Source organism: Novosphingobium olei, assembly GCF_012927405.1.
Lineage (GTDB): Bacteria > Pseudomonadota > Alphaproteobacteria > Sphingomonadales > Sphingomonadaceae > Novosphingobium > Novosphingobium olei.
In genome coordinates this window covers 72,319-96,409 of the sequence record NZ_JABBGM010000008.1, presented here as the reverse complement: position 1 = coordinate 96,409, position 24,091 = coordinate 72,319, and the positions used below count along the sequence as shown (strand labels likewise).

Annotated in this window: 23 protein-coding genes; 13 read left to right on the top strand and 10 right to left on the bottom strand. The window is 66.3% G+C overall.

What is annotated here, in order from left to right; all coding sequences use genetic code 11:
- Positions 1–867: an enoyl-CoA hydratase-related protein gene (locus HHL27_RS16315; protein WP_169494451.1), complete on the top strand. Its 867-nt coding sequence runs from the start codon at positions 1–3 to the stop codon at positions 865–867.
- Between the two features lie 73 nt (positions 868–940).
- Here HHL27_RS16315 and HHL27_RS16310 read toward each other — a convergent pair whose 3' ends face one another.
- On the bottom strand, positions 941–2,506 hold the full coding sequence (locus HHL27_RS16310; RefSeq protein ID WP_169494450.1) for an acyl-CoA synthetase: 1,566 nt from the start codon (positions 2,504–2,506) through the stop codon (positions 941–943).
- A gap of 212 nt (positions 2,507–2,718) precedes the next feature.
- Between HHL27_RS16310 and HHL27_RS16305 the strand changes: the two genes are divergently transcribed.
- Genes HHL27_RS16305 through HHL27_RS16275 form a run of 7 tightly spaced genes read left to right on the top strand, consistent with a single transcriptional unit; the run spans position 2,719 to position 10,243 of the window.
- Entirely contained in the window at positions 2,719–4,521 is a 1,803-nt protein-coding gene (locus tag HHL27_RS16305) for a class I adenylate-forming enzyme family protein (protein ID WP_169494449.1), read from the top strand.
- Complete coding sequence (locus tag HHL27_RS16300; protein ID WP_169494448.1) at positions 4,518–5,585, top strand: phosphotransferase; 1,068 nt, start codon at positions 4,518–4,520, stop codon at positions 5,583–5,585. Before HHL27_RS16305 ends, HHL27_RS16300 begins: the two co-directional genes overlap by 4 nt.
- Before the next feature lie 34 nt (positions 5,586–5,619).
- A complete protein-coding gene (locus HHL27_RS16295) occupies positions 5,620–6,429 on the top strand; it encodes an enoyl-CoA hydratase/isomerase family protein (protein ID WP_169494447.1) in 810 nt (269 codons plus the stop codon).
- A gap of 4 nt (positions 6,430–6,433) precedes the next feature.
- The gene (locus HHL27_RS16290; protein WP_169494446.1) at positions 6,434–7,492 is read left to right on the top strand and encodes a phosphotransferase family protein; all 1,059 of its coding nucleotides are present in this window, start codon (positions 6,434–6,436) and stop codon (positions 7,490–7,492) included.
- Positions 7,489–8,421 carry an alpha/beta fold hydrolase gene (locus HHL27_RS16285; RefSeq protein WP_169494445.1) on the top strand — a complete coding sequence of 311 codons (933 nt, stop codon included), beginning with the start codon at positions 7,489–7,491 and terminating at the stop codon, positions 8,419–8,421. Before HHL27_RS16290 ends, HHL27_RS16285 begins: the two co-directional genes overlap by 4 nt.
- The gene (locus HHL27_RS22810) at positions 8,418–9,485 is read left to right on the top strand and encodes a DUF2889 domain-containing protein (RefSeq protein WP_169494444.1); all 1,068 of its coding nucleotides are present in this window, start codon (positions 8,418–8,420) and stop codon (positions 9,483–9,485) included. Before HHL27_RS16285 ends, HHL27_RS22810 begins: the two co-directional genes overlap by 4 nt.
- Positions 9,482–10,243 carry an NUDIX hydrolase gene (locus tag HHL27_RS16275; RefSeq protein WP_169494443.1) on the top strand — a complete coding sequence of 254 codons (762 nt, stop codon included), beginning with the start codon at positions 9,482–9,484 and terminating at the stop codon, positions 10,241–10,243. The genes HHL27_RS22810 and HHL27_RS16275 overlap by 4 nt, the downstream gene beginning before the upstream one ends.
- On the opposite strand, the gene HHL27_RS16270 is transcribed toward HHL27_RS16275, so the two are convergent.
- Positions 10,240–11,337 (bottom strand): NAD-dependent epimerase/dehydratase family protein, encoded by a 1,098-nt coding sequence (locus tag HHL27_RS16270; RefSeq protein ID WP_169494442.1) that lies wholly within the window; start codon positions 11,335–11,337, stop codon positions 10,240–10,242. The genes HHL27_RS16275 and HHL27_RS16270 overlap by 4 nt on opposite strands.
- A gap of 78 nt (positions 11,338–11,415) precedes the next feature.
- Positions 11,416–12,228, bottom strand: coding sequence for a bifunctional DNA-formamidopyrimidine glycosylase/DNA-(apurinic or apyrimidinic site) lyase (mutM, locus tag HHL27_RS16265; RefSeq protein ID WP_169494441.1), 813 nt, complete (start codon positions 12,226–12,228; stop codon positions 11,416–11,418).
- A 60-nt stretch (positions 12,229–12,288) separates the two neighbouring features.
- Here mutM and HHL27_RS16260 point away from each other — a divergent pair, with 60 nt between their 5' ends.
- From HHL27_RS16260 to HHL27_RS16250, 3 genes are read left to right on the top strand one after another with little or no spacing between them, the layout of a single operon-like run.
- Positions 12,289–13,026 carry a class I SAM-dependent methyltransferase gene (locus tag HHL27_RS16260; protein ID WP_169494440.1) on the top strand — a complete coding sequence of 246 codons (738 nt, stop codon included), beginning with the start codon at positions 12,289–12,291 and terminating at the stop codon, positions 13,024–13,026.
- A gap of 13 nt (positions 13,027–13,039) precedes the next feature.
- Positions 13,040–14,599 carry a 2-polyprenylphenol 6-hydroxylase gene (gene ubiB, locus HHL27_RS16255; protein WP_169494439.1) on the top strand — a complete coding sequence of 520 codons (1,560 nt, stop codon included), beginning with the start codon at positions 13,040–13,042 and terminating at the stop codon, positions 14,597–14,599.
- 10 nt (positions 14,600–14,609) lie between these two features.
- A complete protein-coding gene (locus HHL27_RS16250) occupies positions 14,610–15,728 on the top strand; it encodes an acyltransferase family protein (protein WP_169494438.1) in 1,119 nt (372 codons plus the stop codon).
- Here the strand turns inward: HHL27_RS16250 and HHL27_RS16245 are convergent.
- Complete coding sequence (locus HHL27_RS16245) at positions 15,725–16,123, bottom strand: hypothetical protein (protein ID WP_169494437.1); 399 nt, start codon at positions 16,121–16,123, stop codon at positions 15,725–15,727. The two genes, HHL27_RS16250 and HHL27_RS16245, sit on opposite strands and share 4 nt — an antisense overlap.
- Positions 16,124–16,221: 98 nt before the next feature.
- On the opposite strand from HHL27_RS16245, the gene coaBC reads away from it, so the two are divergent.
- Together coaBC and dut are read left to right on the top strand one after the other, a co-directional pair.
- Positions 16,222–17,427, top strand: a complete 1,206-nt coding sequence (gene coaBC, locus HHL27_RS16240; protein WP_169494436.1) for a bifunctional phosphopantothenoylcysteine decarboxylase/phosphopantothenate--cysteine ligase CoaBC — start codon at positions 16,222–16,224, stop codon at positions 17,425–17,427.
- Positions 17,411–17,881: a dUTP diphosphatase gene (gene dut, locus HHL27_RS16235; protein WP_169494435.1), complete on the top strand. Its 471-nt coding sequence runs from the start codon at positions 17,411–17,413 to the stop codon at positions 17,879–17,881. Before coaBC ends, dut begins: the two co-directional genes overlap by 17 nt.
- Positions 17,882–17,885: 4 nt before the next feature.
- On the opposite strand, the gene HHL27_RS16230 is transcribed toward dut, so the two are convergent.
- The 6 genes from HHL27_RS16230 to secB form a co-directional block, all read right to left on the bottom strand.
- The gene (locus HHL27_RS16230; protein WP_169494434.1) at positions 17,886–18,347 is read right to left on the bottom strand and encodes a hypothetical protein; all 462 of its coding nucleotides are present in this window, start codon (positions 18,345–18,347) and stop codon (positions 17,886–17,888) included.
- Positions 18,348–18,401: 54 nt separating this feature from the next.
- Positions 18,402–19,574 (bottom strand): formate-dependent phosphoribosylglycinamide formyltransferase, encoded by a 1,173-nt coding sequence (purT, locus tag HHL27_RS16225; protein ID WP_169494433.1) that lies wholly within the window; start codon positions 19,572–19,574, stop codon positions 18,402–18,404.
- 207 nt (positions 19,575–19,781) lie between these two features.
- Positions 19,782–20,459 (bottom strand): DUF4136 domain-containing protein, encoded by a 678-nt coding sequence (locus HHL27_RS16220; RefSeq protein ID WP_169494432.1) that lies wholly within the window; start codon positions 20,457–20,459, stop codon positions 19,782–19,784.
- A 162-nt stretch (positions 20,460–20,621) separates the two neighbouring features.
- On the bottom strand, positions 20,622–21,638 hold the full coding sequence (gene trpS / locus HHL27_RS16215; protein WP_169494431.1) for a tryptophan--tRNA ligase: 1,017 nt from the start codon (positions 21,636–21,638) through the stop codon (positions 20,622–20,624).
- Between the two features lie 10 nt (positions 21,639–21,648).
- Complete coding sequence (gene murJ / locus HHL27_RS16210; RefSeq protein WP_169494430.1) at positions 21,649–23,235, bottom strand: murein biosynthesis integral membrane protein MurJ; 1,587 nt, start codon at positions 23,233–23,235, stop codon at positions 21,649–21,651.
- A gap of 49 nt (positions 23,236–23,284) precedes the next feature.
- On the bottom strand, positions 23,285–23,800 hold the full coding sequence (gene secB / locus HHL27_RS16205) for a protein-export chaperone SecB (protein WP_169494429.1): 516 nt from the start codon (positions 23,798–23,800) through the stop codon (positions 23,285–23,287).
- Positions 23,801–24,091 lie beyond the last annotated feature (291 nt).

The window sequence follows — 24,091 nt, the reverse complement described above, 5'->3', positions numbered from 1 at the left end:
ATGCAGTTCAGCGACATCCTCTATGCCGTCGACGGACCGGTGGCGACCATCACCCTAAACCGGCCCGACAAGCTCAACGCCTTCACCGCGACGATGGGCGCCGAACTTGCGCAAGCGGTGGGGCTCGCCAACGATGACGACGCCGTGCGCGTCATCATCATGACCGGCGCCGGTCGGGGCTTCTGCGCCGGGGCCGACATCTCGGCAGGCGCGGGCAGCTTCGACACCAAGTCGGGCGAAGGCGCGAAGAACTTCGGCGCCAGCCGCAGCGCCGATGGCGATGGTGGCCTCGGCGGCAACGGTGGCTTCGTCGGCGCGCTGTTCAATTCGAAGAAGGCAACGATTGCAGCGTTCAACGGACCGGCGGTGGGGGTCGGCGCGACGATGGCGCTGCCTACCGACATCAAGATCGCATCGGACCAGGCGCGCTTCGGCTTCGTCTTCGCGCGGCGGGGCCTCGTCCCCGAAGCTGGCAGCGCGTGGTTCCTGCCGCGCCTCGTCGGCACCGCGCAGGCGCTGCGCTGGGCGATCGAGGGCAATGTCTTCGATGCGGCAGAGGCGCTCAAGGGCGGCCTTGTCAGCGAAGTCGTGCCGCACGACCAGTTGCTGGCCCGTGCGCGGGAGATCGCGCTGGGCATCGCCGAAAACACCTCTGCCGTGTCGGTTGCGCTGACGCGGGCGATGATCTGGCGCTTCGGTTCTGCCGAACTGCCGTTCGACCTGCTGAAGATCGACGGGCCCTTCGCGCTGGAGCTGGGATCGGGCGGCGATGTGAAGGAAGGTGTTGCTTCGTTTATAGAAAAGCGGAAGCCCGCGTTCCCGAACAAGGTCTCTACCGACATGCCGAGCGGCTATCCGTGGTGGTGACCTGAACGACACCTAGATGGGGTAGAACTACACCTAGGCGTATCTGAGGGCCACCCCGTGGCCCTCAGACGTATCAGGGCCGCAGCAGTTCCAGCCGCCCGTCCCTGATCCATTCGCGCAGCTCGCGCTTCAGCACCTTGCCCGAGGCATTCTTGGGCAGTTCGTCGACGAAAGCGACGGCGCGGGGCTTTTTGTAGCTGGCGATGTGTTCGCGGCAGTGCGTGACGAGGTCCGCGCAGGTGGTGCTCTGACCGTTGCGGCAGGAGATCACCGCGACGACTTCCTCGCCCCACTTTTCGTCCTCGGCGCCGATGACGGCGGCTTCCAGGACGGCGGGGTGCTTGTAGAGCACTTCCTCGACTTCGCGCGGGTAGACGTTCTCGCCGCCGGTGACGATCATGTCCTTCTTGCGGTCGACGATCCAAAGGAAGCCCTGCTCGTTCCAGCGGCCGACGTCGCCGGTATGAAACCAGCCGTCGACAAACGACCTTTCGGTCGCTTCGGGATTGCGCCAATATCCCGACAGCACCTGGTCGCCCTTGACGAGGATTTCGCCCTCCTCGCCCGGCGCGACGTCGCGGCCTTCTCCATCGACCACACGGACCCGGCTGAGCAGCATCTGGTGGCCGACCGAATTGAGCGTCGGCAAGCCCTTATCGACCGCCTCGTCGTGCTCCTCGGCGGTGAGGACCATGACGTTGCCTGCCAGCTCGGTCATGCCGAAACCGGTGGCGAAGCGCACCTGCGGCCAGATCTCTCGCGCGCGTAGCAGCACGGCGGCGGGCATGGCCGAGGCGCCGTATCCGATGTTGCGCAGGCTCGAGAGGTCGTAGTTCGCCCGGCTCGGGTGGTTGAGCAGCATCGCGATCATTGTCGGCGCGAGCGAAAGCGCGGTCACCTTGTGCCGCTCGATCGTGGAGAAGAACACCTCGATGTCGAAGTTCTGCATCACCACGACCGGCGCTGCGCGCAAGTGGTTCACCAGCAGCGCATAGCCCGCGACGTGATACATCGGGAACGTCAGCATGAACACCGGATCGGGGCCGCCGGGCGGGTCCTTGTCCCAACTGACGAGGCTGTTCATCACCGCGGCGACGACGTTGCGGTGGCTGAGCATCGCGCCCTTGGGCAGGCCAGTCGTGCCCGAGGTATAGAGCAGCCAGGCAAGGTCGTCCTCGCGTACCTGCACCGGCGGCGGGCTCGCTTCACCGGTGGCGAGGAAGGCGTCGAACCCCAGCGTGCCGGGCTGGGTCTCGCCGATCGAGATCAGGTGCCTGACCGTCGGGATGTCGGCGCGGATCTGTTCGATCGCCCCCATGAACTTGTCCTCGACGATCAGCACCGAAGGTCCGGCATTGCCGATGATCCAAGCGAGTTCGCGCGGAGAGAGGCGATAGTTGAGGAACGTCAGCGCCATCCCCGCTGCCGGTACGCCATAATAGGCTAGCACGTATTCCGGGCAGTTTTCCGCGAGGATCGCGATACGGTCGCCCATGTCGGCGATTCGCATCAGCGCATTGCCGAGCTGCCACGCCTTGTCGCGCATCTGGGCGTAGGTCCAGGCACGACCCTGGAACTGTACCGCCAGCACATCGGGCGCACGGTGCGCCGCAAGCGCCGGAATATCTCCCACCAGCATAGGCTTTTCCTCTCGAGCAGCGCCGGAAGCTTTCCGGTCGCTGGACAAACTTAGAGTCTGTTATAAACTTTGCAATGTCGAGGCTTGCGGTCGCGAGATATCACGGCGCGAGCGTTTGACTAAGCGATTAACTAATGGCACCCAAGGACAAGGTCGAGGGTATCCGCGCGTGATCGACCTGCCGCGACGGAGCCCCGGGAGAGAAGACGATCATGGAAGCTGCAGCAAGTCCCGCCGAGACCACCCCGCACGTCCAGCCGGGACAGATTCCCCAAGGCTGGCCGGCCGTCAGCATCGCCGAAACCTATCGCGTCCTGACTGCGTCGGGCGCCCCGTTCGAGATGCAGGAAACCGAGATCCGCGGACGTACATACCGCACATACGTGAACGCGATGACCAGCCTGCGAGAGGTTTTCGAGATCGGGCGCGGCTGGGGGAATCGCGAGTTTGTGGTATTCGAGGACGAGCGCCTGACCTACGATCAGGCTTTCCGCGCCGCGGGAACGCTCGGCCGCATTCTGGCCGAGCGCTTTGGCGTGCAGAAGGGCGATCGCCTGGTCATCGCGATGCGCAACTTGCCCGAATGGATCATCGCCTTCTGGGCCGGAGCCTCGATCGGCGCGGTGCTGACGCCGCTCAATGCCTGGGGCACGGGCGAGGAGCTTGCCTACGGCATCGAGAACTCGGGCGCGAAGGTTGCAATCGTGGATGGCGAGCGACTGGACCGCCTCGCACCCGAAGTCGGCCGGCTCGATCTCGCCGGCCTGATCGTGACGCGCGGTGAGGCTGCGCAAGGCGCGGTGACGCTCGAAAGCCTGATCGGAAAGCCTGCCGACTACAGCAGCCTGCCCGACGACCCGATGCCCGATCCGCAGTGCGACACCGACGATCTCGCCACCATCCTCTACACTAGCGGCACCACCGGGCGACCCAAGGGCGCGATGGGGTCGCACCGCAACATCATGACCAACATGATCAGCCTCGGCTTCAACGGCGCGCGCGCCGCGATCCGCCGGGGCGAGGAATTGCCGCCGCCGCCCGAGCCGGACGCGCCGGCGCCCGAGCAGAAGACCCTGCTGATCCCGGTGCCGCTGTTCCACGTCACCGGCACCAATTCGATGATGGTCCCGGCGATCGTCGCAGGCTGGAAGATCGTGCTGATGTACAAGTGGAACCCCGAGCGTTTCCTCGAACTGATCGAACGCGAGAAGGTCAATTCCACGACCGGCGTGCCTGCGATGGTCTGGCAGGTGCTGGAATCGCCCGACTTTTCGAAGCGCGACCTGTCGAGCCTCGAAGGTTACGGCTATGGCGGCGCGGCCATCGCTCCGGAGCTGACGATCCGCTTCAGCCAGGTCTTCCCGTGGTTCCCGGTCGGCCAGGGCTATGGCGCGACCGAGACTTCGTCGGTTTCGGCAACGCACAGCGCCGAGGACTACCTGACCCACCCAGACAGCGTCGGCATCGCGGTCCCCTGCGTCGATCTCAAGGTCGTCGACGATGCCGGCAACGAAGTGCCGCAGGGCGCTTCGGGCGAACTGTGCATTCGCGGGCCGAACGTCGTCGCGGGCTACTGGAACAATCCCGAAGGCACCGCCGCCGCCTTTACCGACGGCTGGTACCACACCGGCGACGTCTGCCGGATTGACGAGGAAGGCTTCGTCTATCTGCTCGACCGCAAGAAGGACATGCTGATCCGCGGCGGCGAGAACGTCTACTGCGTTGAGGTCGAAAGCGTGCTGGTCGCGCACCCGGCGGTGATCGATGCCGCCGTCGTCGGCCTGCCCGACCGCGTGCTGGGCGAGGAGGTCGGCGCGCTGGTGCAGCTGAAGCCCGGCGAAAGCGTGACCGAGGCCGAGCTGAAGGCGCATGTCGCGCAGCACCTTGCGCCGTTCAAGGTGCCGGTCGCGATCGACGTGCGCACCGAGGAATTTCCCCGCAACGCGAGCGGCAAGACGCTGAAGCCGGTGCTGCGGACCGAGATGATTGCATGGATGGAAGGACGAAAGGGATGAGCGCCAGCACCGACGAAGTGAGGGAAGAAGGCGTCGGCCAGCGCATCGGCGCGGTGACCGACAAGCACCGCTTCGACGAGGCCGCGCTCGACCGCTGGATGGCCGCGAACGTCGACGGCTACGCCGGCAACCTCGAGGTCTGCCAGTTCGCAGGCGGTGCGTCGAACCCCACCTTCCTGCTGATCTCGGGCGGCAAGCGCTATGTCCTGCGCAAGAAACCACCCGGCCAGCTGCTGCAGAGCGCGCACCAGGTCGACCGCGAATACAAGGTGATGAAGGTGCTCGGCGCCACCGACGTGCCGGTGCCGGTGATGCGCGGGCTGTGCACCGACCCCGAAATAATCGGCACCACCTTCTACGTCATGGACTTCCTCGAAGGCCGCATCTTCCGCGATGCAACGCTCCCGGGGATGGGGTCAGCCGAGCGCGCGGCGATCTACGATGATCTCAACGCCACCCTCGCCAAGCTGCACAAGGTCGACTGGCAGGGCGTGGGCCTTGGCGACTATGGCAAGCCCGGCAACTACTTCGAGCGCCAGATCGCGCGCTGGACCCGCCAGTATCGCGACTGTCCGCTACCGCCGGTCCCGGCGATGGAGCAGCTGATCGAGGAACTTCCCGCGCGCATCCCGGCAGACGCGTCGGTCGCCATCGCGCATGGCGACTACCGACTCGAGAACGTGATGTACCACCCGACCGAACCCCGCATCGTCGCGGTGCTCGATTGGGAACTGTCGACCATCGGCCATCCGCTCGCCGACCTCGGCTATTCTGGCTTCCTGTGGCATTCGCACGGCGCGACCTGGGGCTCGCTCGACGGCGTGGACTTCGCGACCAGCGGCATCCCGACCGAGCAGCAGTGGGTCGATGCCTATTGCCAGCGGACGGGCCGCGAGAGCCTCGAAGACTGGAACTTCCTGCTGGCGTTCTCGGTCTTCCGCCTCGCCTCGATCAGCCACGGCGTCTACGCCCGCGCGCTCGCGGGGCAGACGCCGACCGCGCAAGTCGGCGAGAACGGCTGCCCGATGCTGGCCGAACAGGCGCTGGCGCTGCTGCATCGGTGACAGCGCGCCCGACACCCGAATTGGAGAGGATGCCATGAGCGAGGAAAACCCCGCCGAAGACGTGATCTATGCGGTCGAAAACCACATCGCAACGATCACCCTCAACCGCCCGCACCGGCGCAACGCGCTCAACTGGAACGCCTATGCCCAGCTCGAAGCCGCGCTGAAGTCCGCTTCCTCGGACGACGAGGTGCGGTGCGTGATCGTCACCGGCGCCGACCCCGCGTTCTGCTCGGGCGACGATGTCGCCGAGATCATGGCGGGGCCCAAGTCCTTCGCTGCGACGCGCTCGGCGCTGACGATCGTCAAGCACTCCCCCACCCCCGCCGCGATGGCCGCGCTCGAATGCGAAAAGCCGATGATCGCCGCGATCAACGGCGCGGCGATCGGCTGGGGGATGGAATTGGCGATCTATGCCGACATCCGCATCGCTTCGGAGAGGGCGAAGTTCTCAGAGATGTTCATCAAGCGCGGGCTCGTCCCCGACGTCGGCGGCTTCTACCGCCTGCCCGCGATCGTCGGACCGGCCAAGGCGGCCGAGCTGATGTTCACCGGCGACGTGATCGACGCCGCCGAGGCGCTGCGCATCGGTCTCGTCAGCGAGGTCACGCCGCACGAGGACCTGATGGCGCGGGCGCAGGCGCTTGCCGCGCGGATCGCGGTCAACCCGCCGCTCGCGCTGCGCTTCATCAAGGAAGGCCTTACGCGCCACTCCTATGGAAGCCCTCGCGAAATTGGCGCCTGGGCGATCGAGGCGATCCGCCGCCTGATGGAGACCGAGGACCACAAGGAAGGGGTCGCGAGCTTCCTCGAAAAGCGCGAACCGGTGTTCAGGGGCAAGTGAGCGCATGAGCGGAGAGCGCACGGCAGGCCCGGTAGAGGAGCGCCACAGGTTCGACGAAGCGGCGCTGGCGCGCTGGATGGAAGAGAACGTGGCGGGCTATGCCGGGCCGCTGACGGTGGAGAAGTTCGCAGGCGGGCAATCGAACCCCACGTTCCGCCTGTCCACTCCGACGCGCCAGTACGTGCTCCGCCGCAAGCCCGCGGGCCTGCTCCACGCCTCGGCCCATGCGGTGGACCGCGAGTTCCGCGTGATGCAGGCGCTGGGGGGGCAAGGCTTCCCCGTTCCGCGCGTGCTGGGTCTGTGCAGCGACGACGCCGTAATCGGCTCGATGTTCTACGTCATGGACCTCGTCCCCGGCCGCGTATTCTGGGACCCGCTGCTGCCCGACCTTTCGCCCGCCGAACGCGCTGCCGCGTACGATTCGATGAATTCAACGATCGCGCGGATGCACGCGTTCGACGTCGATGCGATCGGCCTTGGCGACTATGGCCGACCTGGCAACTACGTCGAGCGGCAGGTGGCGCGCTTCTCGAAGCAATATCGCGAGGATGAGCTTGCCGGGCGCAATGCCGACATGGACCGGCTGATCGAATGGCTCCCGGCGAACATGCCCAGAGACGCCGAAAGCCGCCGCCTCGTCCACGGCGACTACAAGATGGACAACGTGATGTTCGCGGCCGACCGGCCCGAAATCCGCGCGGTGCTCGACTGGGAACTGTCGACACTCGGCGATCCGCTGGCCGACTTCGCCTACAACGTGATGGTCTGGCGCACGCCGGGCGAGGCAGGCAACTCGCTCGCTACGGCGCGGCCCGAGGGCATCCCGAGCGAGGAGGACTACGTCGCCGCCTACTGCGCGCGCACCGGACGCGAGCGCATCCCGGCCCTGTCGTTCTACGTCTCGTTTAACATGTTCCGCCTCGCCGCGATCCTCCACGGCATCATCGGGCGCACGCTCCGTGGCAACGCCTCGAACGCGCAATCGCACGAAGTCGCCAGGCGCTTCGCCCCGCTTGCCGCCGCAGCATGGGAACAGGCGCAGCGCGCGGAGCGCGAGCGTTGAGCGAGAAGCGCGCCAGGACTTTCGCCATCCGCCCCGGCGGCATGGGCTACGACGATCCCCCCGCCGATACGCCGCCGCAGCGCCAGTGGCTCGAAGCCGCCTGGGCCGCGCCGTGCGAAGAGCGCGCGGTCGAGGTGGAAGGCGCGGTCATCCGCTATCGCGGCTGGGGCCTCGACCAGAGCGACAAGCCCGGCCTGATCTTCGTCCACGGCTTCATCGCCCACGCGGGATGGTGGGACCATATCGCGCCGTGGTTCGCCGACCGCTACCGCGTGGCCGCGATCAACCTGTCGGGCATGGGCGACAGCGACCGGCGCGAGACCTACAGCCGCAAGCAGTATGCGCGCGAAGTGCTGGCGGTGGCGCGCGACACGGCGCTGGAACCGCTGACGATCGTCGCGCACAGCTTCGGCGCGATTAGCGGGCTCTATGCCGCTTGGCTCGAGCCCGAGCTAGTAGAACGCGCGGTGGTCATCGACGCGCACCCATTCCGCGAGGGCGGCAGCAAGCTGGGCGAGGCCCCGGCGGAGAAGTTCTACGCCACGCGCGAGGACGCGCTCGCCCGCTACCGGTTGAGCCCGCCCGGCGCCTGGCCGGACAGGGATGTGCTCGATTATGTTGCGCAGCATTCGCTGCGGGAGAGCGCACAAGGCTGGGGCTGGAAATTCGATCCCAAGACTTTCGCGGCGAGCGACCGCGAGGAAATGACCACCGCGCTGCGCGGGCTTGCCGTGCCGGTCGACTACATCCACGCCGACCGCTCGGACTTCGCCGGGACGGACGCGGTCGATGCTTTCGTTGCGGCGATGCCGACGTGCGGCGCGCCCGTCTCGCTTCCGTTCTGCCACCACCACGCGATGATCGAGCAGCCGGTCGCGCTCGTCGCCGCGCTTAACGGGCTGCTCGCGCATCCGAGGCGGCGCGCGTGAGCTACGAGAACGAGCCGGGGACGCGCGGGCTCGACCTTGCCGGCGATCCGCTGCCGGTCTGGCCGCAGGCGCCGTCGCAGCCGATCGGCACTTCGCCCCTGCGCCGCGCGCATTCGGTCCGGCGGACGATGACGCTGGAAGCGACCTGGCCAGACGGATTGCGGGGAGGGACGATGATCCATGGCCGCTGCCGCGATGCATGGACGCACAATCTGGCCAAGCCACCGCAAGTGCTCGCGGAAGACGCGCTCGAAGTCGAAGCGCACGACCGCACGATCGTCGCCCTGACGTCGACACCGCCGCGCCCGGCCCTGGCAGCGCTCAAGGGCGCGCGGCCGGGGGGCAAGTTCCGCGGCATCCTCAACGAAGCGCTGCCGGGCGAGGGCGAGGCCGGAACGCCGCTCTATCTGATGCTCGACGACCTTGCCGGCACCACGCTCGTTTCGCGCTGGGCGTGGAGCCGCTGGTTTCCGGGCTGGGCCACCGCCCCCACCGAGGAAGGCCGCAAGGCCCATGCCGAGGCGATGCTCGGCAACTGTCTCGGCCTGCGCCCCGGTTCGCGCGGGATCGTCGACCAGGGCGCGCCGGTGCTGCAGCAGAACAGCAGCGACGTAGGCCCCATCCGCTCGCCGGACGATCCCGAAGGCTGGCACACCTTCGCCGACCTGACCGGCGAGATCCAGTTCCGCCGCGCGCGGCGCATCGATGCCTGGCGCGAGGGCGACATGGTGCGGATCGAAACGCATTTCCAGGACAGCTCGAATACCCGCGAAGGCGGTCGCCGCGCGCTCCACGAATACCTGCTCTGGGCGAGTGCCGATGCAGCAACCGGCCTCGTCACCGCCATCGACGCGCGTGCCGGCACGCTGCCTTATGGCGAATGCCCGGGCGCAATCGCCAACTTGCGCTTCCTCGTCGGCATGCCCTTGTCCGAGCTGCGCAGCACCGTGCTGCAGATGCTGCGGCGGACCAACGGCTGCACCCACCTCAACGACGTTGTCCGCTCGCTGGCCGAAGTGCCCGCGATGCTCTCACTCGCGCCCAAGGAAATCGCCCGACCATGACCGATGCCGACAAGGCGCCCGCCACCCCACGTCCCGCAGCCACCGTCCTGCTCGTTCGCGAGGATCCTTTCGAAGTGCTGATGGTGCGCCGCCATGCCGCCGCGACCTTTGCCTCAGCGCTGGTCTTTCCCGGCGGCGTGGTCGATCCCGAAGACTCGCACCCCGACTGGCTGCCGCTGCTGTGCGGTCACGAAGAGCTGAGCGACCACGAGCGCGCGCACCGCATCGCTGCGGCACGCGAGACGTGGGAAGAAGCGGCGATCCTGCTCGTCACCGGCGGCAACGGCGAGTGCCCGACTGCGCCCGACCGCCCGCACGGCAGTCTGTTCCGCGAGGTGGTGCAAGCCAGCGGCGGCCACCTCGACCTCGGCGCGATTGCACCGTTCGGCCACTGGATCACCCCGGTCGATGCGCCCAAGCGCTTCGACACGCGCTTCTACCTCGCGCACGTCGGCCGCGAGCAGGAAGCGCGCTGCGACGGTTCGGAAACGGTCGAGCTCGAATGGATCGCGCCGCACGAAGCGCTGGAGCGCGCGCGGCGTGGCGATGCGGGGATCATGTTCCCGACTAAGCTCAGCCTGCTCCGCCTGACCGAAACACCCTGCCCGCGCACCGCGTTCGAAGCCGCGCTGCAGCGCGCGATCGTGCCGCTGACCCCGGTGGTGAGCGCGCGCGACGGGGGCACCGTGGTCGCGATCCCGCAGGACGCCGGTTATGCCGAGTGGGAGGAATTCACGCCCCAACCGCGCCTCGGCTAGACACGCGGCGTGATGCCGCGCTCGCGCATGCGGCGCAGCAGGCGGACGAACATTTCCTCGGTATCCTCGCAATCGGCGAACCCCGCCTTGCGCAGCTTGATCGTCGATACCAGCACCGGCGCGCGCTCGGCATCGGCCGGCGCATGGACGCCGAACAGCAGGTCGGCGTAGTGGTGGCTTTCGCCCACCAGCGTTTCGAGATCGGGCTCGCGCAAGCTCTCGCGCGCCGCGATCCGCGCCCAGGTGTCGCGGTGCTCCATCAGGAAGTTGACCAGGCTGAAGGGCTGGCCGAACGACGGCGCAAGCCCCACCGCGTCGGCAATGGCCGGCCAGACATTGGCGAAAGCGAAGACATCGCCGTTGGTCAGGTTGAACGTCTCGTCGCGCGCGGTGGGTGCAGTCGTCGCCCACGCCAGCGCCCGCGCGACCAGCCCCGCATCGACCGCCTCTGACACGCCGCTTGGCCGTCCCGGATAGGCGAGCGGCATGCCGAGCTCCCGGCAGATCGTAGCATAGGCGCCCAATACCGGGATCATGTTCATGGCGACGCCGGTCGCCTCGCCGAACACGATCTGCGGGCGCCAGATCGTCAGCGCCCAGTCGGCGCCCTGCCGCTTTGCGCGCAGGTAGTCCTCCTGCAGCCAGTAGAAATTCTCGTGCGGATCGCGCGGGGCGCTCTCGCGCGCGGGGACCGCGATCTGGTGTATGTGCGCGCCATAGGCTTTGGTTCCTTGCAGCGCGCTGACGTGCTGAAGGCCGATGGCTCGGGCGAGCAGCGGCTCCATCAGGTTGCGCAACATGGCGAGGTTGCGCTCCATCTGGTCCCGCTCGAGCCAGCCGGCATAAAGCCCCGGCTTTTCGTAGAGCGCGGCGAAGACGAGATGCGTGACGCCGGCAAGCTTCGGCCCGAGAGCAGCGCAAGCGTCGGCATCGGTCAGATCGACGGCCAGATGATTATGCGGGGCTGCGCTGTCGGGCGCGCGGCGCGACAGCGCGAGCACGTTCCATTCGCCCGAACCGCCGAAATGGTCGACGCAAGCCTGTCCGATCACGCCGCTCGCGCCGGCGATAAGCACCGTGGGGCGCTGCTGCATCCACTTGTCTCCACTCGCCAGATCGTCTGCGTCCGCTTGACGGGAGCGTACGACAGCGTTAATTAGTTAGTCAATCAACTACTTCTGGCAGCGATCGCAGAAGAACGTCGATCGCCCTCCCTGCACGATCCGCTTGACCTTGCCGCCGCAGGGACAGGCCTCGCCCTCGCGGCCATAGACGCGCCAGTCCTTGGCGAAGTAGCCGAGCTCGCCGTCGGGCCGGGCATAATCGCGCAAGGTCGATCCGCCGGCCGCTATCGATTCCTCCAGCACCGTGCGGATTGCCGGCACCAGCCGCGCCAGCGCGGGTTTCGACACCTTGCCCGCCTCGCGCTCGGGATGGATGCGCGCGCGGTTCAGCGCTTCGCAAACGTAGATGTTGCCAAGTCCCGCCGCGATCCGCTGGTCGAGCAGCAGAAGCTTCACTGCCGCAAATCGGTTCTCGAAGGCGCGGTGAAGATGCGCGGCCGTCAGCCCCGGCCCCAACGGCTCGGGTCCAAGCGCCGCGAAGGCGGGAAACGCGTCGAGTTTGTCCGTATCGACCAGATCGACCGAGCCGAACCGGCGCGCATCGTTGAGCGCCAGAACGTGTCCATTGCCCGTCTTGATCACCAGGTGGTCATGCTTGCCCAATTCCTCGGGATCGATTCGCCACCGCCCCGACATGCCGAGATGGAACACCATCGTGCTGTCGCGATCGGTATGGATAAGCCCGTACTTCGCCCGCCGGCCCAGCCCCGTAACACGGGCGCCGGTCAGCGTCTGGACAAGGTCGGCGGGAAACGGCCGGCGCAAGTCGGCACGGTTGACCGCCACGCGCGCGACGGTCTGCCCTTCAAGCACGGTGGCAAGGCCGCGAACGGTGGTCTCTACTTCGGGGAGTTCAGGCATCGTGACGCAACCCGTAACAGTCTTTGCCGTCCGGGCAATTCCCCACTAAAGGCCCATTCCATGACCACATCCGAGACCGTGTCGTTCGGCTACGAGGAAATCCCCGCCGAGGAGAAGCAGGCCCGCGTCGGCGCGGTCTTTTCGAGCGTCGCCAAGAAGTACGACATCATGAACGATGCGATGTCGGGCGGCATGCACCGGCTGTGGAAGGATCGCTTCGTGCGCCGGGTCAAGCCGCGCGCCGGCGAATCGATCCTCGACATGGCCGGCGGCACGGGCGACATCGCCTTTCGCATGGCGCCTTCGGGGGCGGACATCACCGTTTCCGATATCAACCAGGATATGCTCGACGTCGGCATGGAGCGCGCAGAAAAGCGCGGAATCAGCGGTCTTTCATGGTCCTGCCAGAACGCCGAGGAACTGAGCTTCGACGATCGGACGTTCGATGCCTACACCATCGCCTTCGGCATCCGGAATGTCACCCACATCGACAAGGCGCTGGCCGAAGCCTTCCGCGTGCTGAAGCGCGGCGGACGGTTCTACTGCCTCGAATTCTCGACCACCGAGTGGCCCGGCTTCGCCCAGGCCTACGATGTCTATTCCCACAAGCTGGTGCCGCAGATCGGCAAGGCGATCGCGGGCGATGCCGATTCCTACCGCTACCTGATCGAATCGATCCGCCGCTTCCCCAAGATGCGCGAATTCGAAGGAATGATCCGCACCGCCGGTTTCCGCCACACGAAGGTGGAACCGATCATGGGCGGGCTTGTCGCGATACATTCGGGCTGGAAGGTCTGATCGGCGCCTTCGCATGACGCGGCCTTCCACGCATATCCGCCGCCTGCTTGGCTGGGGTCGCACCGTCGCGCGGCACGGCGCTTTGCGCCTGCTGGAAGAAAGCCCCAACACGCCCGCACAGGTCCGCACGCTCTGCCGGATTGCGCGTTTCGGTACGCGCCAGCCAGAGGTACCGGATTATGCCGGCGCCTTCCGCGCGATCGGCCCCGCTGCCATCAAGCTTGGCCAGACGCTGGCGACCCGCCCTGACCTCGTGGGCGAGGAAGCGGCGCGCAATCTGCTCTCGCTGCAGGACAGCCTGCCCGCCGTCGATTTCGCGCTTATCCGGCGCGAGATCGAAAGCACGTTCGAACGGCCGCTCGAATCACTCTATGCCGAATTCGATCCGGTGCCCGTCGGCGCCGCCTCGGTCGCGCAGGTGCACCGCGCTGTCACCACCGACGGCCGCCACGTTGCCGTCAAGGTGCTGCGCCCCGGCGTGCGTGAAAAGTTCGCGCGCGACATCGATACCTACGAATGGGCCGCCGCCCATCTTGAAGCGCTCGGTGGCGAAGCCAGCCGCCTGCGCCCTCGCATGGTCATCGCCAATTTCAAGCGCTGGACCGTGCGCGAACTGGACTTGCGCCGCGAAGCGGCGTCCGCGTCCGAACTGGCCGAAGCGATGCACGCCTTTGCCGGCTACCGCGTACCCTCGATCGATTGGGACCGCACCAATGGCCGGGTGATGACGCTCGACTGGATCGATGGCATCAAGATCAGCGACAATGCCGCGATCGATGCGGCCGGGCACGATCGCAAGGAACTGGCCTCGCGCCTGGTGCTCGCGTTCCTTACCCAGGCGATCAGTGGCGGATTCTTCCACGCTGACATGCACCAGGGCAATCTGTTCGTCGAACCCGACGGCACGATCACCGCGATCGACTTCGGCATCATGGGTCGCATCGATCGCCGCGCCCGCCAGTGGCTTGCAGAGATCCTCTATGGCCTGACCACCGGGAACTACCGTCGCGTCGCCGAGATCCATTTTGAAGCGCAGTACGTGCCCAGCTACCATTCGGTCGACGAATTCGCGACTGCGCTGCGCGCCGTGGGCGAGCCGATGCGCGGCAAGCCGGTAAGCGAGCTTTCGGTTGGGCAGATGCTCGATGGCCTGTTCGCCATCACCCGCGATTTCGACATGCAGACCCAGCCGCACCTGCTGCTGCTGCAGAAGACGATGGTCATGGTCGAAGGGATCGCCACCCAGCTCGATCCCGGCATCAATCTTTGGGACACCGCTGCACCCTTCGTGCGCAGCTGGATCCGCGACGAACTGGGCCCCGAGGCAGCCATCGCCGAACGGCTGCGCACCGATGCCGAAACGCTGCTGCGCGTGCCCGACCTCATCCGCCGCATCGAGGAACGCTTCCCGGCCAAGGGTGGCGCTCCCGAAGCGCCGCCGCTCCCAGAAATTCCGCTGATGTGGGATCGCGACCGCCGCCGCACTTTCCCTGTGTGGCTGGGTTATCTCTTCTCGGGCGCCGCCGGCGCTGCCGTGGTTGCCGCGGGGTTCACCCTCGGCTGGTGGGGCTGAAAGCCAAAGGATGGCGCGTTCCGAACCCTTGCCCGGCCTGCGGCTCGACAAGCGACACTTCAACGCGCTTGACCTGTCACGTCTTGTCGCTGCCTGTGCGGTGCTGTTCTGGCACTACCAGCACTTCTTCGTGCCGCCGGTGGATTATGGCTACCAGGTCGATCGCGTCGCGCTGACCCCGCTTTACCACCCGCTGCGCTGGCTGTTCGACTATGGCCATGTCGCCGTGCAGTACTTCTGGGCCGTGTCGGGCTTCGTTTTCGCGCACGTCTACCTTGCCGATGCCCAGGCGCGCGGACGCTTCTGGCTCGCCCGCTTTGCCCGCCTCTGGCCGCTGCACCTGCTAACGCTGGTGCTCGTGGCGGTGCTGCAGGCCACCTACACCGGGATCAACGGCACCGCGTTCATCTATCACCAGCAGGATCTGAAGCACTTCCTGCTGAGCTTGCCTCTGGCGCATTACTGGGGCTGGCAGACCAACCAGTCGTTCAATGGCCCCTCGTGGTCGCTCTCGACCGAGATCCTGGCCTACCTCGCCTTCTGGCTACTGCTTCCGGCCCTGCGCCGCCTGCCTGTGCTGCTGGCCCTGCCGGTCGCGGCGCTTGCGCTGGGTGCGTTCTTCCTGGGCGCGCCCAACGAGCCGGTGTTGACCTGCATCGGGTTCTTCTTCGGCGGCGTTGCCACTTACGGCCTCGTCCTGCGCCTGCGCCTCGGCCCGGTCGCGCTACTCGCCATGGCGGCGCTTGCCGTAGGCCTCGCGTTCTACGCGCAGCTCGCGTTCCACTCGCTCGATGCAACGACGCTCGCCGGCACGTTCGCCGCGCTCTTCGCCATGCTCGCTGTCGATCTTGCCGACCGGCGCGACGTGCTCAAGATCGGCCGCCAGCTGGGTGATGCCTCCTATGGCATCTACCTCTGGCACTTCCCGCTGCAGATCATGCTGGTGCTGGTGATCGATGCCACGCTGCGCAGCCGCGCCATCGCGAGCCAGCCGGCCTTCCTTGCCTTCTTCGTCGGTCTCGCAACGCTTGCGGGCTTTGCCTCGCATCGCTGGATCGAGCGTCCCGCACAGAAAGCGATCCAGCGCCTCGCCGGACGCATCCGCTCGCCGCGGGCGGCGGCTGCCTAGCCCGCGATCTCGTCGATGCGGTGATGCGGCAGCGTGCGCCAGCCGATCAGCAGCAATACCACGTGAAACGCCTCGACCGCGACGGGCACGGGCCACCCGTCATAGGGTCCAGCCACCACCACGTTGATCAGCCGCGCCACCATTGCCGTGCCGAACAGCAGGATGGGCACCAGCAGCAAGTCCGCATTGCGCCGCCATGCTCCCCACAACATGCAGAACGCGGCCACGCCGAAGAACGCGGTCATGTCCGCGCGCAAGGTGGATAGCCCGCCCGTTCCCGTGGGCGAAAGGCCGAAGCCCGCCGCCGCCTGTTGCGGCCCGGTCAGGAACGAAATCGCCAGGAACAGGTCGAACATCCCGGCCAGAAAGATCAGCGCGGTCAGAACCAGCCGCATCGTCGTATCCCCTCGTTTGTCTAGGCCAACCTTGCGCGCAACGCCCGGCCAACGCAAAGGGATTGCGCCTTGGCCCCGCGCATTGCACAAGCCGGGCCATGACTGCGAACCCGCGCATCCTGCTCATCGTCGGTGGCGGCATCGCTGCCTACAAATCATGCGAGCTCGTCCGCTTCATCCGCAAGAACGGCGGCGAAGTGACCTGCGTGCTGACCGAAGGCGGTTCGCATTTCGTCACCGCGATGACGCTCGCGGCGCTGAGCGAAAACCCGGTGCACACCACGCTGTGGGACCTCAAGAACGAGGTCGAGATGGGCCATATCCAGCTTTCGCGCCAGGCCGATATCGTCGTGGTCTGCCCCGCGACGGCTGACCTGATGGCCAAGATGGCCGCAGGAATCGCCGATGATCTTGCCACCACGCTGCTGCTGGCGACCGACAAGCCGGTGTTCGCCGCGCCTGCCATGAACGTGCGCATGTGGCAGCACGCCGCCACGCAGCGCAATGTCGCGACGCTGCGTGACAGCGGCGTCACCGTGCTCGATCCCGATGAAGGCGCGATGGCCTGCGGCGAGTTTGGCCCGGGCCGCCTGCCCGAACCCGAAGCGATTTGGGCTGCGATCAAGGCTGCCCTTGGCCCCGTTGCCGAAGCGCCGAGACCGCTTGCCGGACGCCACGTGCTGATCACCGCCGGCCCGACGCACGAGCCGATCGACCCTGTGCGCTACATCGCCAACCGGTCGAGCGGAAAGCAGGGCTTTGCCATTGCCGCCGCCGCCGCAAAGTCGGGCGCACGCGTCACGCTGGTCAGCGGCCCCGTGAACCTGCCAACACCGCCCGGCGTCACCCGCGTCGACGTCGAAACCGCGCGCCAGATGGCTGCAGCCGTGGATGCCGCGCTGCCCGCCGATATCGCGATCATGGTCGCCGCCGTGGCAGACTGGCGCAGCGCCGGGGAAGCCACCCAGAAGATCAAGAAAGACGGATCAGGCGCGCCGCCGCCGCTGCAACTGGTCGAAAACCCCGATATACTTGCCACGCTGTGCAAGTCGGACCGCCGCCCGCCGCTGGTGATCGGCTTCGCCGCCGAAACCAATGATGTGATCGCGCACGCCACGGCAAAACTCGCGCGCAAGGGCGCCGACTGGATCGTCGCCAACGACGTTGCCACCCACACGATGGGCGGCGACATCAACCGCCTGCACATCGTCAGCGCCGCCGGTGTGGAAAGCCTGCCCGAATTGCACAAGGACGCGGCCGCCGCCGCGCTCATCGAAAAGGTCGTCGATGTCCTCGCCCGTTAACGTCCCCGTCCTCGTAAAGCGCCTGCCTGGCAACGATGACCTGCCGCTTCCCGCCTATGCCACCTCAGGCGCAGCGGGAATGGACGTGGTCGCGGCCGAAGACGTCGATCTTGCACCCGGCGCGCGCCACGCGGTTGCCACCGGGCTGGCCATGGCCATCCCGCACGGCTTCGAAATCCAGGTTCGCCCGCGCTCGGGCCTCGCGCTCAAGCATGGCGTCACCGTGCCCAACACGCCCGGCACGATCGACAGCGACTATCGCGGCGAGCTCAAGGTGATCATGATCAACCTCGGCCAGGAAACCTTCGCCATCCGTCGCGGCGACCGCATCGCCCAGCTCGTCATCGCACCAGTGACCCGCGCCGGCTGGGTGGAGGTGAGCGAACTCGACGATACCGAACGCGGCACCGGTGGATTTGGCTCGACGGGAGGGCTCTCGGCACTGCCGGGATGACGCCTCAGTCCGGCAAGGCAGTCGGACGTGCTTGGTCGGTCCACGCGCGCTTGAGATAACCGCGATAGAATACGGCGCAAGTAACCCCGAACAATGCGCCGGGGCCGCGCGCAATGTCGCCCGGCGACCAGCCCACAGGGCCGGTGGCAATGATCGACAGGGCCAAGTGGCCCGCTAACCCGGCCCAGCCGATGACCAAAGGCAAGAATGGCCATGCCGTAGCCCTTCGCCCGAAAACAAGCGCGATGGGCATGCCGAACACGATCAGTCCAAAGGCGGCGAAGATCGAAGCAATGCCGCCATATATCAGCAGGATTATGGGCAGGGCCCAAAGCTCGGGCAAGAAATCTGGCCAGACACCTTCACGCAATTCAATCGAAGCTATCAATATCAGGCAGCCTGCATAGCTGCCAAATATGGCCCCCTTGACCAAAGGTCCGGGCTGAAGAGCAGGATTGGTGTCCATGACGACAGACTAGCGGCCGATCGCCAGCCCGCAATCTTCGTGCATCCCAAGAGGTCAGCCTTCGTAGACCAGCCGCACCTTGCTTGCAGCTTCTGCGGCAAGCTTGCGCGCTTCATCCGTCGTCGCCGCGCGGGCCAGCGCCACGGCCATGCGGCGGTAGGGACGGGTGACGGGCTTGGCGAAGATGCGCACGTCCATGGCCTCGGCCGGAACCGCCATGGCTTCGGCCAGCCCCTCGATACGGAAGGTGTCCGCGTGGCGATCGGCCAGCACCACGGCCGACGCACTGGCCCCGCGCAAGCCGATCTCTGCCGGGATCGGCAACCCGAGGATCGCGCGCGCGTGGAGGTCGAACTCGGTCAAGTCCTGCGACACGAGCGTGACCATGCCGGTGTCGTGCGGGCGCGGCGAAAGCTCGGAGAAGATCACTTCTTCACCGCGCACGAAGAATTCCACGCCGAACAGGCCATAGCCGCCAAGATTGTCGACCACCTTGGTCGCCATCGCCTGCGCGTCCGCAATCGCCTGCGCCGACATCGGCGTCGGCTGCCACGATTCCTGATAATCGCCGCGCTCCTGCCGGTGGCCGATGGCGGGGCAGAACGAAACGCCGCGGCGATGGCGGATGGTCAGCAGGGTGATCTCGTAGTCGAAGGCGATGAACTCCTCGACAATCACGCGCTTGCGGTCTCCGCGCATGTTGGCGACGGCATAGTCCCAAGCGGCCTCTAGCCCGGCCGCATCCTTCACCGTACTCTGGCCCTTGCCGCTCGACGACATCACCGGCTTGATCACGCACGGGAAACCGGTGTGCGCGGCGCCCTCACGTACTTCGTCGAGCGTTTCGGCATAGCGGTAGCGCGACGTGCGCAGGCCCAGCTCGACCGCCGCCACTTCGCGGATGCGATCCCGGTTCATCGTCATGATCGTCGCGCGGGACGATGGCACCACGTTGAAACCCTGCGCTTCGAAATCGGCGAGCACTTCGGTCCGGATCGCTTCGATCTCGGGCACGATGTAATCGGGCTTCACTTCGGCGATGGCCGCCCCAAGTGCCTCTGCATCCAGCATCGAGAACACGCGCCGATCATCCGCCAACTGCATCGCCGGGGCATCGTCATACGAATCGCACGCGGTGACGTGGCACCCCAGCCGCTTCGCCGAGATCACGAATTCGCGCCCCAGTTCACCCGAACCGAGCAGGAGGATGCGTGCGGTATATGCCATTGTCTGCGCCCCAAACCGATTTCAAGCCGAATATCGGGCGGCGATGCCCGCCACGCGGCGGTCGGTCAATGGGCAAGCAGAAGCAAGAAGGGCAGCCCTTCGACAAGCTCAGGGCAGGCGGAGAAGGAGGTTTAGTCCACCCGTCCGTGCCGAGCCTGTCGAAGCACTGCCCTTCCTTCTTTATGAGCGAAGTGCCGCGCCTCGCGCTTACTTCTTCTTTTCGGGCGCCACGCTGATGCGCACCGTCTCGCCGTTGTGCCCCGGGAAGTCGGTAAACATCGCCTCCACCAGGTTGGGCACCAGGTAGGGCAGGCGGTTGGAGGTCGAAGCCGCCTCTGCCTTGCCCTCGAACAGGCGCTTGCCATCTGCGCGGCGATCGATCTTCATGTCGATACCGCTGGTATAGACGGTGATCACGTCCACGCTGTTGTAACCCGGCCCTCCGAAGAAGAACGGATCGTACCAGCCATAGCCCCAGCCGCGGCGGCCCCAGCCACCCCAACCCGGACGGCCCCAGCCACCCCAGCCCGGCCCGTACCAGCCACCCCAGTAGGGATCCGAGAAGCCCGTGGTGCGCACCTTGTCGCGGCCCTTGTCGACGCCATAGTCGAACTTGACGAGCAGGTCGGCACTCTGCGGGTTGCCCGGCACATAACCGATCTTCTGCAGCTGCGCCGAAACCAGCGCGGCGTAGTTGGCGAATTCGAGCCCGCCTTCGTCGCGCGGATCCTCGGGGACCACGGCGAAGGTCTGGCCGGCCGGCGCCGGCAGCTCGCGCTGGTAGCGCGAGACGTTTGCGTTGAAGGGGGTGGCACAAGCCGACAGCGCCAGCAGCAGGGGCGCGACTGCCAGTGCAAAACGGTTACGGCCGGAAGAGGTCTTCATCCTAAGCGACTCCATCTGGTTCGGCCCGGGTCCCCCGGCTGACGGCGGGCGTGGCTCAGTCCTAGCATGGACAATCCCTAGGTGGGAGGTGCTGAATGCGCGTTGAATGCCCCCTGCAACAATTGTTGCAGGGCTGCGACATTCAGCAACGATTCAAGCGTGTTAGCGAACGAGCCCGAGTGCCTTGTAGGCTGCATCCAGCGTCGGCACGGCCAGCGCCCGCGCCTTTTCCGCACCCTTGGCCAGGATCGCGTCGAGCGCAGCATGGTCCTCGCGCAACTCGCGATAACGCGCCGCCATCGGCGAAAGCTTTTCCACCAGCAGGTCGCCCAGCGCCGGCTTGAACGCCCCGAAGCCCTGCCCGCCGAACTGGCCCAGCACCACCTCGACACTCGTTCCCGCCATCACCGCATAGATGCCGACAAGGTTGGCGGCTTCGGCACGACCTTCCAGCCCCGCCTTTTCCGAAGGCAGCGGTTCGGGATCGGTCTTGGCCTTCTTCACCTTGGCCATGATCGTGTCGGCATCGTCGGTCAGGTTGATGCGGCTCATGTCCGAAGGATCGGACTTGCTCATCTTCGCGGTACCTTCGCGCAGCGACATGATGCGCGCAGCTTCGGGCGGGATGATCGGTTCGGGCTGGATGAACAGCGGCGCGTCTTCGGGGCAGAAGTCGTTGTTGAACTTCTGCGCGATGTCGCGCGCCAGTTCCAGATGCTGCTTCTGGTCTTCGCCCACCGGCACGTGCGTGGCGTTGTACAACAGCACGTCCGCCGCCTGCAGCACGGGATAGGTGAACAGCGCAACGCTCGCGCCTTCGCGGTTCTTGCCCGCCTTGTCCTTCCACTGCGTCATGCGGTTGAGCCAGCCCATCCGCGCCGTGCCGTTGAGCAGCCACTGCAGCTCGGCATGCTGCGGCACCTGCGCCTGGTTGAACAGGATCGAACGGTCGGGATCGATACCGCAGGATACCAGCGCGGCGACCATTTCGCGCGTGTTCGCGGCAAGCTCTTCGGGCTTGTGCGGCATCGAGATGGCGTGAAGGTCGGCCAGGAAGTACAGGCAGGTCGCGCCCTTGGCGGTCCATTCGTCCTGCATCGCCACCCAGTTGCGGATCGCCCCCAGGTAATTGCCGAGGTGGAGATTGCCGGTGGGCTGGATGCCGGAAACGATACGCATCAGGATGGCCTTACGTGGTGGAGGTGGTGGTTGAGCGCCTGCGACGCAGCAGAAGCGCAAGGTCCGCCTTCGAGAAGGCGCCCAGCGCTACCGCGGCGAGGCCATAGACGAGCATGCCCGCACAGACCAGCACGGCAAGCGCGGCAAATCGGATCGCCCAGGTGCCGTGGACATAGGGCATCAGATAGCCCTGCGTCGCCCACAGCACCGCGCCCATCGCCACCGCCGCCAGTGCCAGCCGTGGCGCGCGCCGCTTCAATTGCGCATCGGCAACGAAATGCCCGCGCTTGTTCAGCGTGCGATAGAGCATGGCGACATTGACGGTGCTGGCGATCGCGGTGGCGAGCGGTGGGCCGACATGCTGCAGCGGCACGATCAGGATCAGGTTGCCGACAAGGTTCACCACCATCGACATCGTGGCATAGCGCACCGGCGTCTTCGTATCCTGTCGCGCATAGAACCCTGGTGTCAGCACCTTGACCAGGATGTAGCTTGGCAGGCCGATCGAGAACGCGGCCAGCGCCTGCGCGGTGAAGTGCGTGTCCTGCGCCGTATAGCGCCCATAGCCGAACAGCGCGGCCGCGATCGGTTCGCCCGCCAGCACGAGCGCGGTCGTCGCGGGCAAGGTCAACAGCAGCGCCAGCTCCAGCCCGCGGTTCTGCGTTTCCATCGCCGCCTTGTCCTCGCCGCCACCCAGCTGGCGCGAGATCGTGGGCAGCAGCACGGTGCCAAGGCCGATGCCGATCAGCCCCAGCGGCAGCTGGTTCAGCCGGTCGGCGATGTAGATGTAGGTAACCGAGCCATGCGGCAGCAGGCTGGCAGCGAGCGCGGTCGAGATTACCAGGTTGATCTGCACCGCACCGGCCCCTGCCGCCGCCGGCCAGATCAGCGCGAGCAGGCGCTTGACCTCTGGATTGAGCCGCGGCCGCCGCAGCTTGAGCGAAACGCCGTTGCGCTTGCAGGCCCAGGCCAGCCACGCCAGCTGCAGCGCGCCCGAAACCGAAACCGCGATCGCCTGGTTGCGTGCGGTCACCAACGGATCGGCATGATGGAAAAACAGCAGCGCGGCGATCAGCGTCAGATTGAGCAGGATCGGCGCGGCCGCATTGACCCAGAACTTGTGCAGCGAATTGAGAATGCCGCCGAACAGCGACACGAGGCTGATCAGCATCAGATAGGGGATCGTGATGCGCGAAAGCGTGACCGCGAACGCGAACTGGTCGTGCGAAACGCCGTTGAACTTGCCCGAAAGCAGGAACGTGACCGGCCAGGCGAGAACCTCGAGCAGAACCGTCATCGCCAGCAGGACCGGCAGCAGCACCGCCAGCGCCTGCTCGGCAAAGACCAGCCCGTCGTCCAGGCCCCGGCCTTCGGGGTTCGCGACCTTCTGGTTGAACATCGGGATGAAGGCCGAGGCGAACGCCCCTTCCGCGAACAGCGCGCGGAACATGTTGGGCAGGCGGAACGCCACGAGGAACGCATCCGAGGCGAAGCTCGCCCCGATGTAGCGCGCGAACAGGCTGTCGCGGACAAGCCCGAGCACGCGGCTGGCGAGCGTCAGCCCGCCGATGGTGCCGGTCGCCTTGAGGAGATTCATGCGATCACCTGTCGCGACCGGCTACCGAACGGTTTCGAACAGGCGCTGGTCAGGCCTGGCCCGCACCTGCGGCGAGCTCTTCCTGCTGGCGCTGCTGCAGCTGCGCGAAATAGAGCCCGTTGAAGTCGATCGGCTCGAGCATCAGCGGGGGATAGCCCGCATCGCGCACGGCGTCGGAAATAATACGGCGGGCGAACGGGAAGATCAGACGCGGACCTTCGGCGAACAGGAACGGGTGGGCCTGCTCGTCGGGCACGTTGCGCATGCCGATCAGCGCGGCATAAACCAGTTCCACCGCGAACGCCGTGCCCTGGCTGGTCTTGGACGTCGCGTTGATCTTCAGTTCGATCTCGTGAACGTCCTCGGCCAGCGAGCGCGCACCGATGTTGAAATCGATGTGCATCTCGGGCTGCTCGGTCCACTGATAGGATTCGGGCGCGTTGGGGTTCTCGACCGACAGGTCCTTCACGTACTGCGAGATCAGGCCGATGGCAGGCGCGGTGTCCTCGCCGTTGGGTGCGGCATCCAGGTTCAGGTCGGAAATGATGTTGCCTTCATCGGCCATGGTCGCAAACTTTCATGGGAAATGCGGGATGGATCGGTTGCGCGCCGCCTAGCATCCCGCACGCACAGGGGCAACGCCGGAGCACCGGCCGTTCAGCCAGTCCGTTCCCTTGTGGGCAAGCATGGGCAAACTGGCGCAACTCGCGCCCTTGTAAGGGCAACTAACCGCCGTCCACACGTTGTTCATTTGTAATCCGTACCTATTTGAGGCACGGTGAATCATTGCTCCGGGCAGAGCTTTCGCGAACAACTTTCGCGTTACCTCTCCCGGACCGAGTTCGGGACGTGTGCG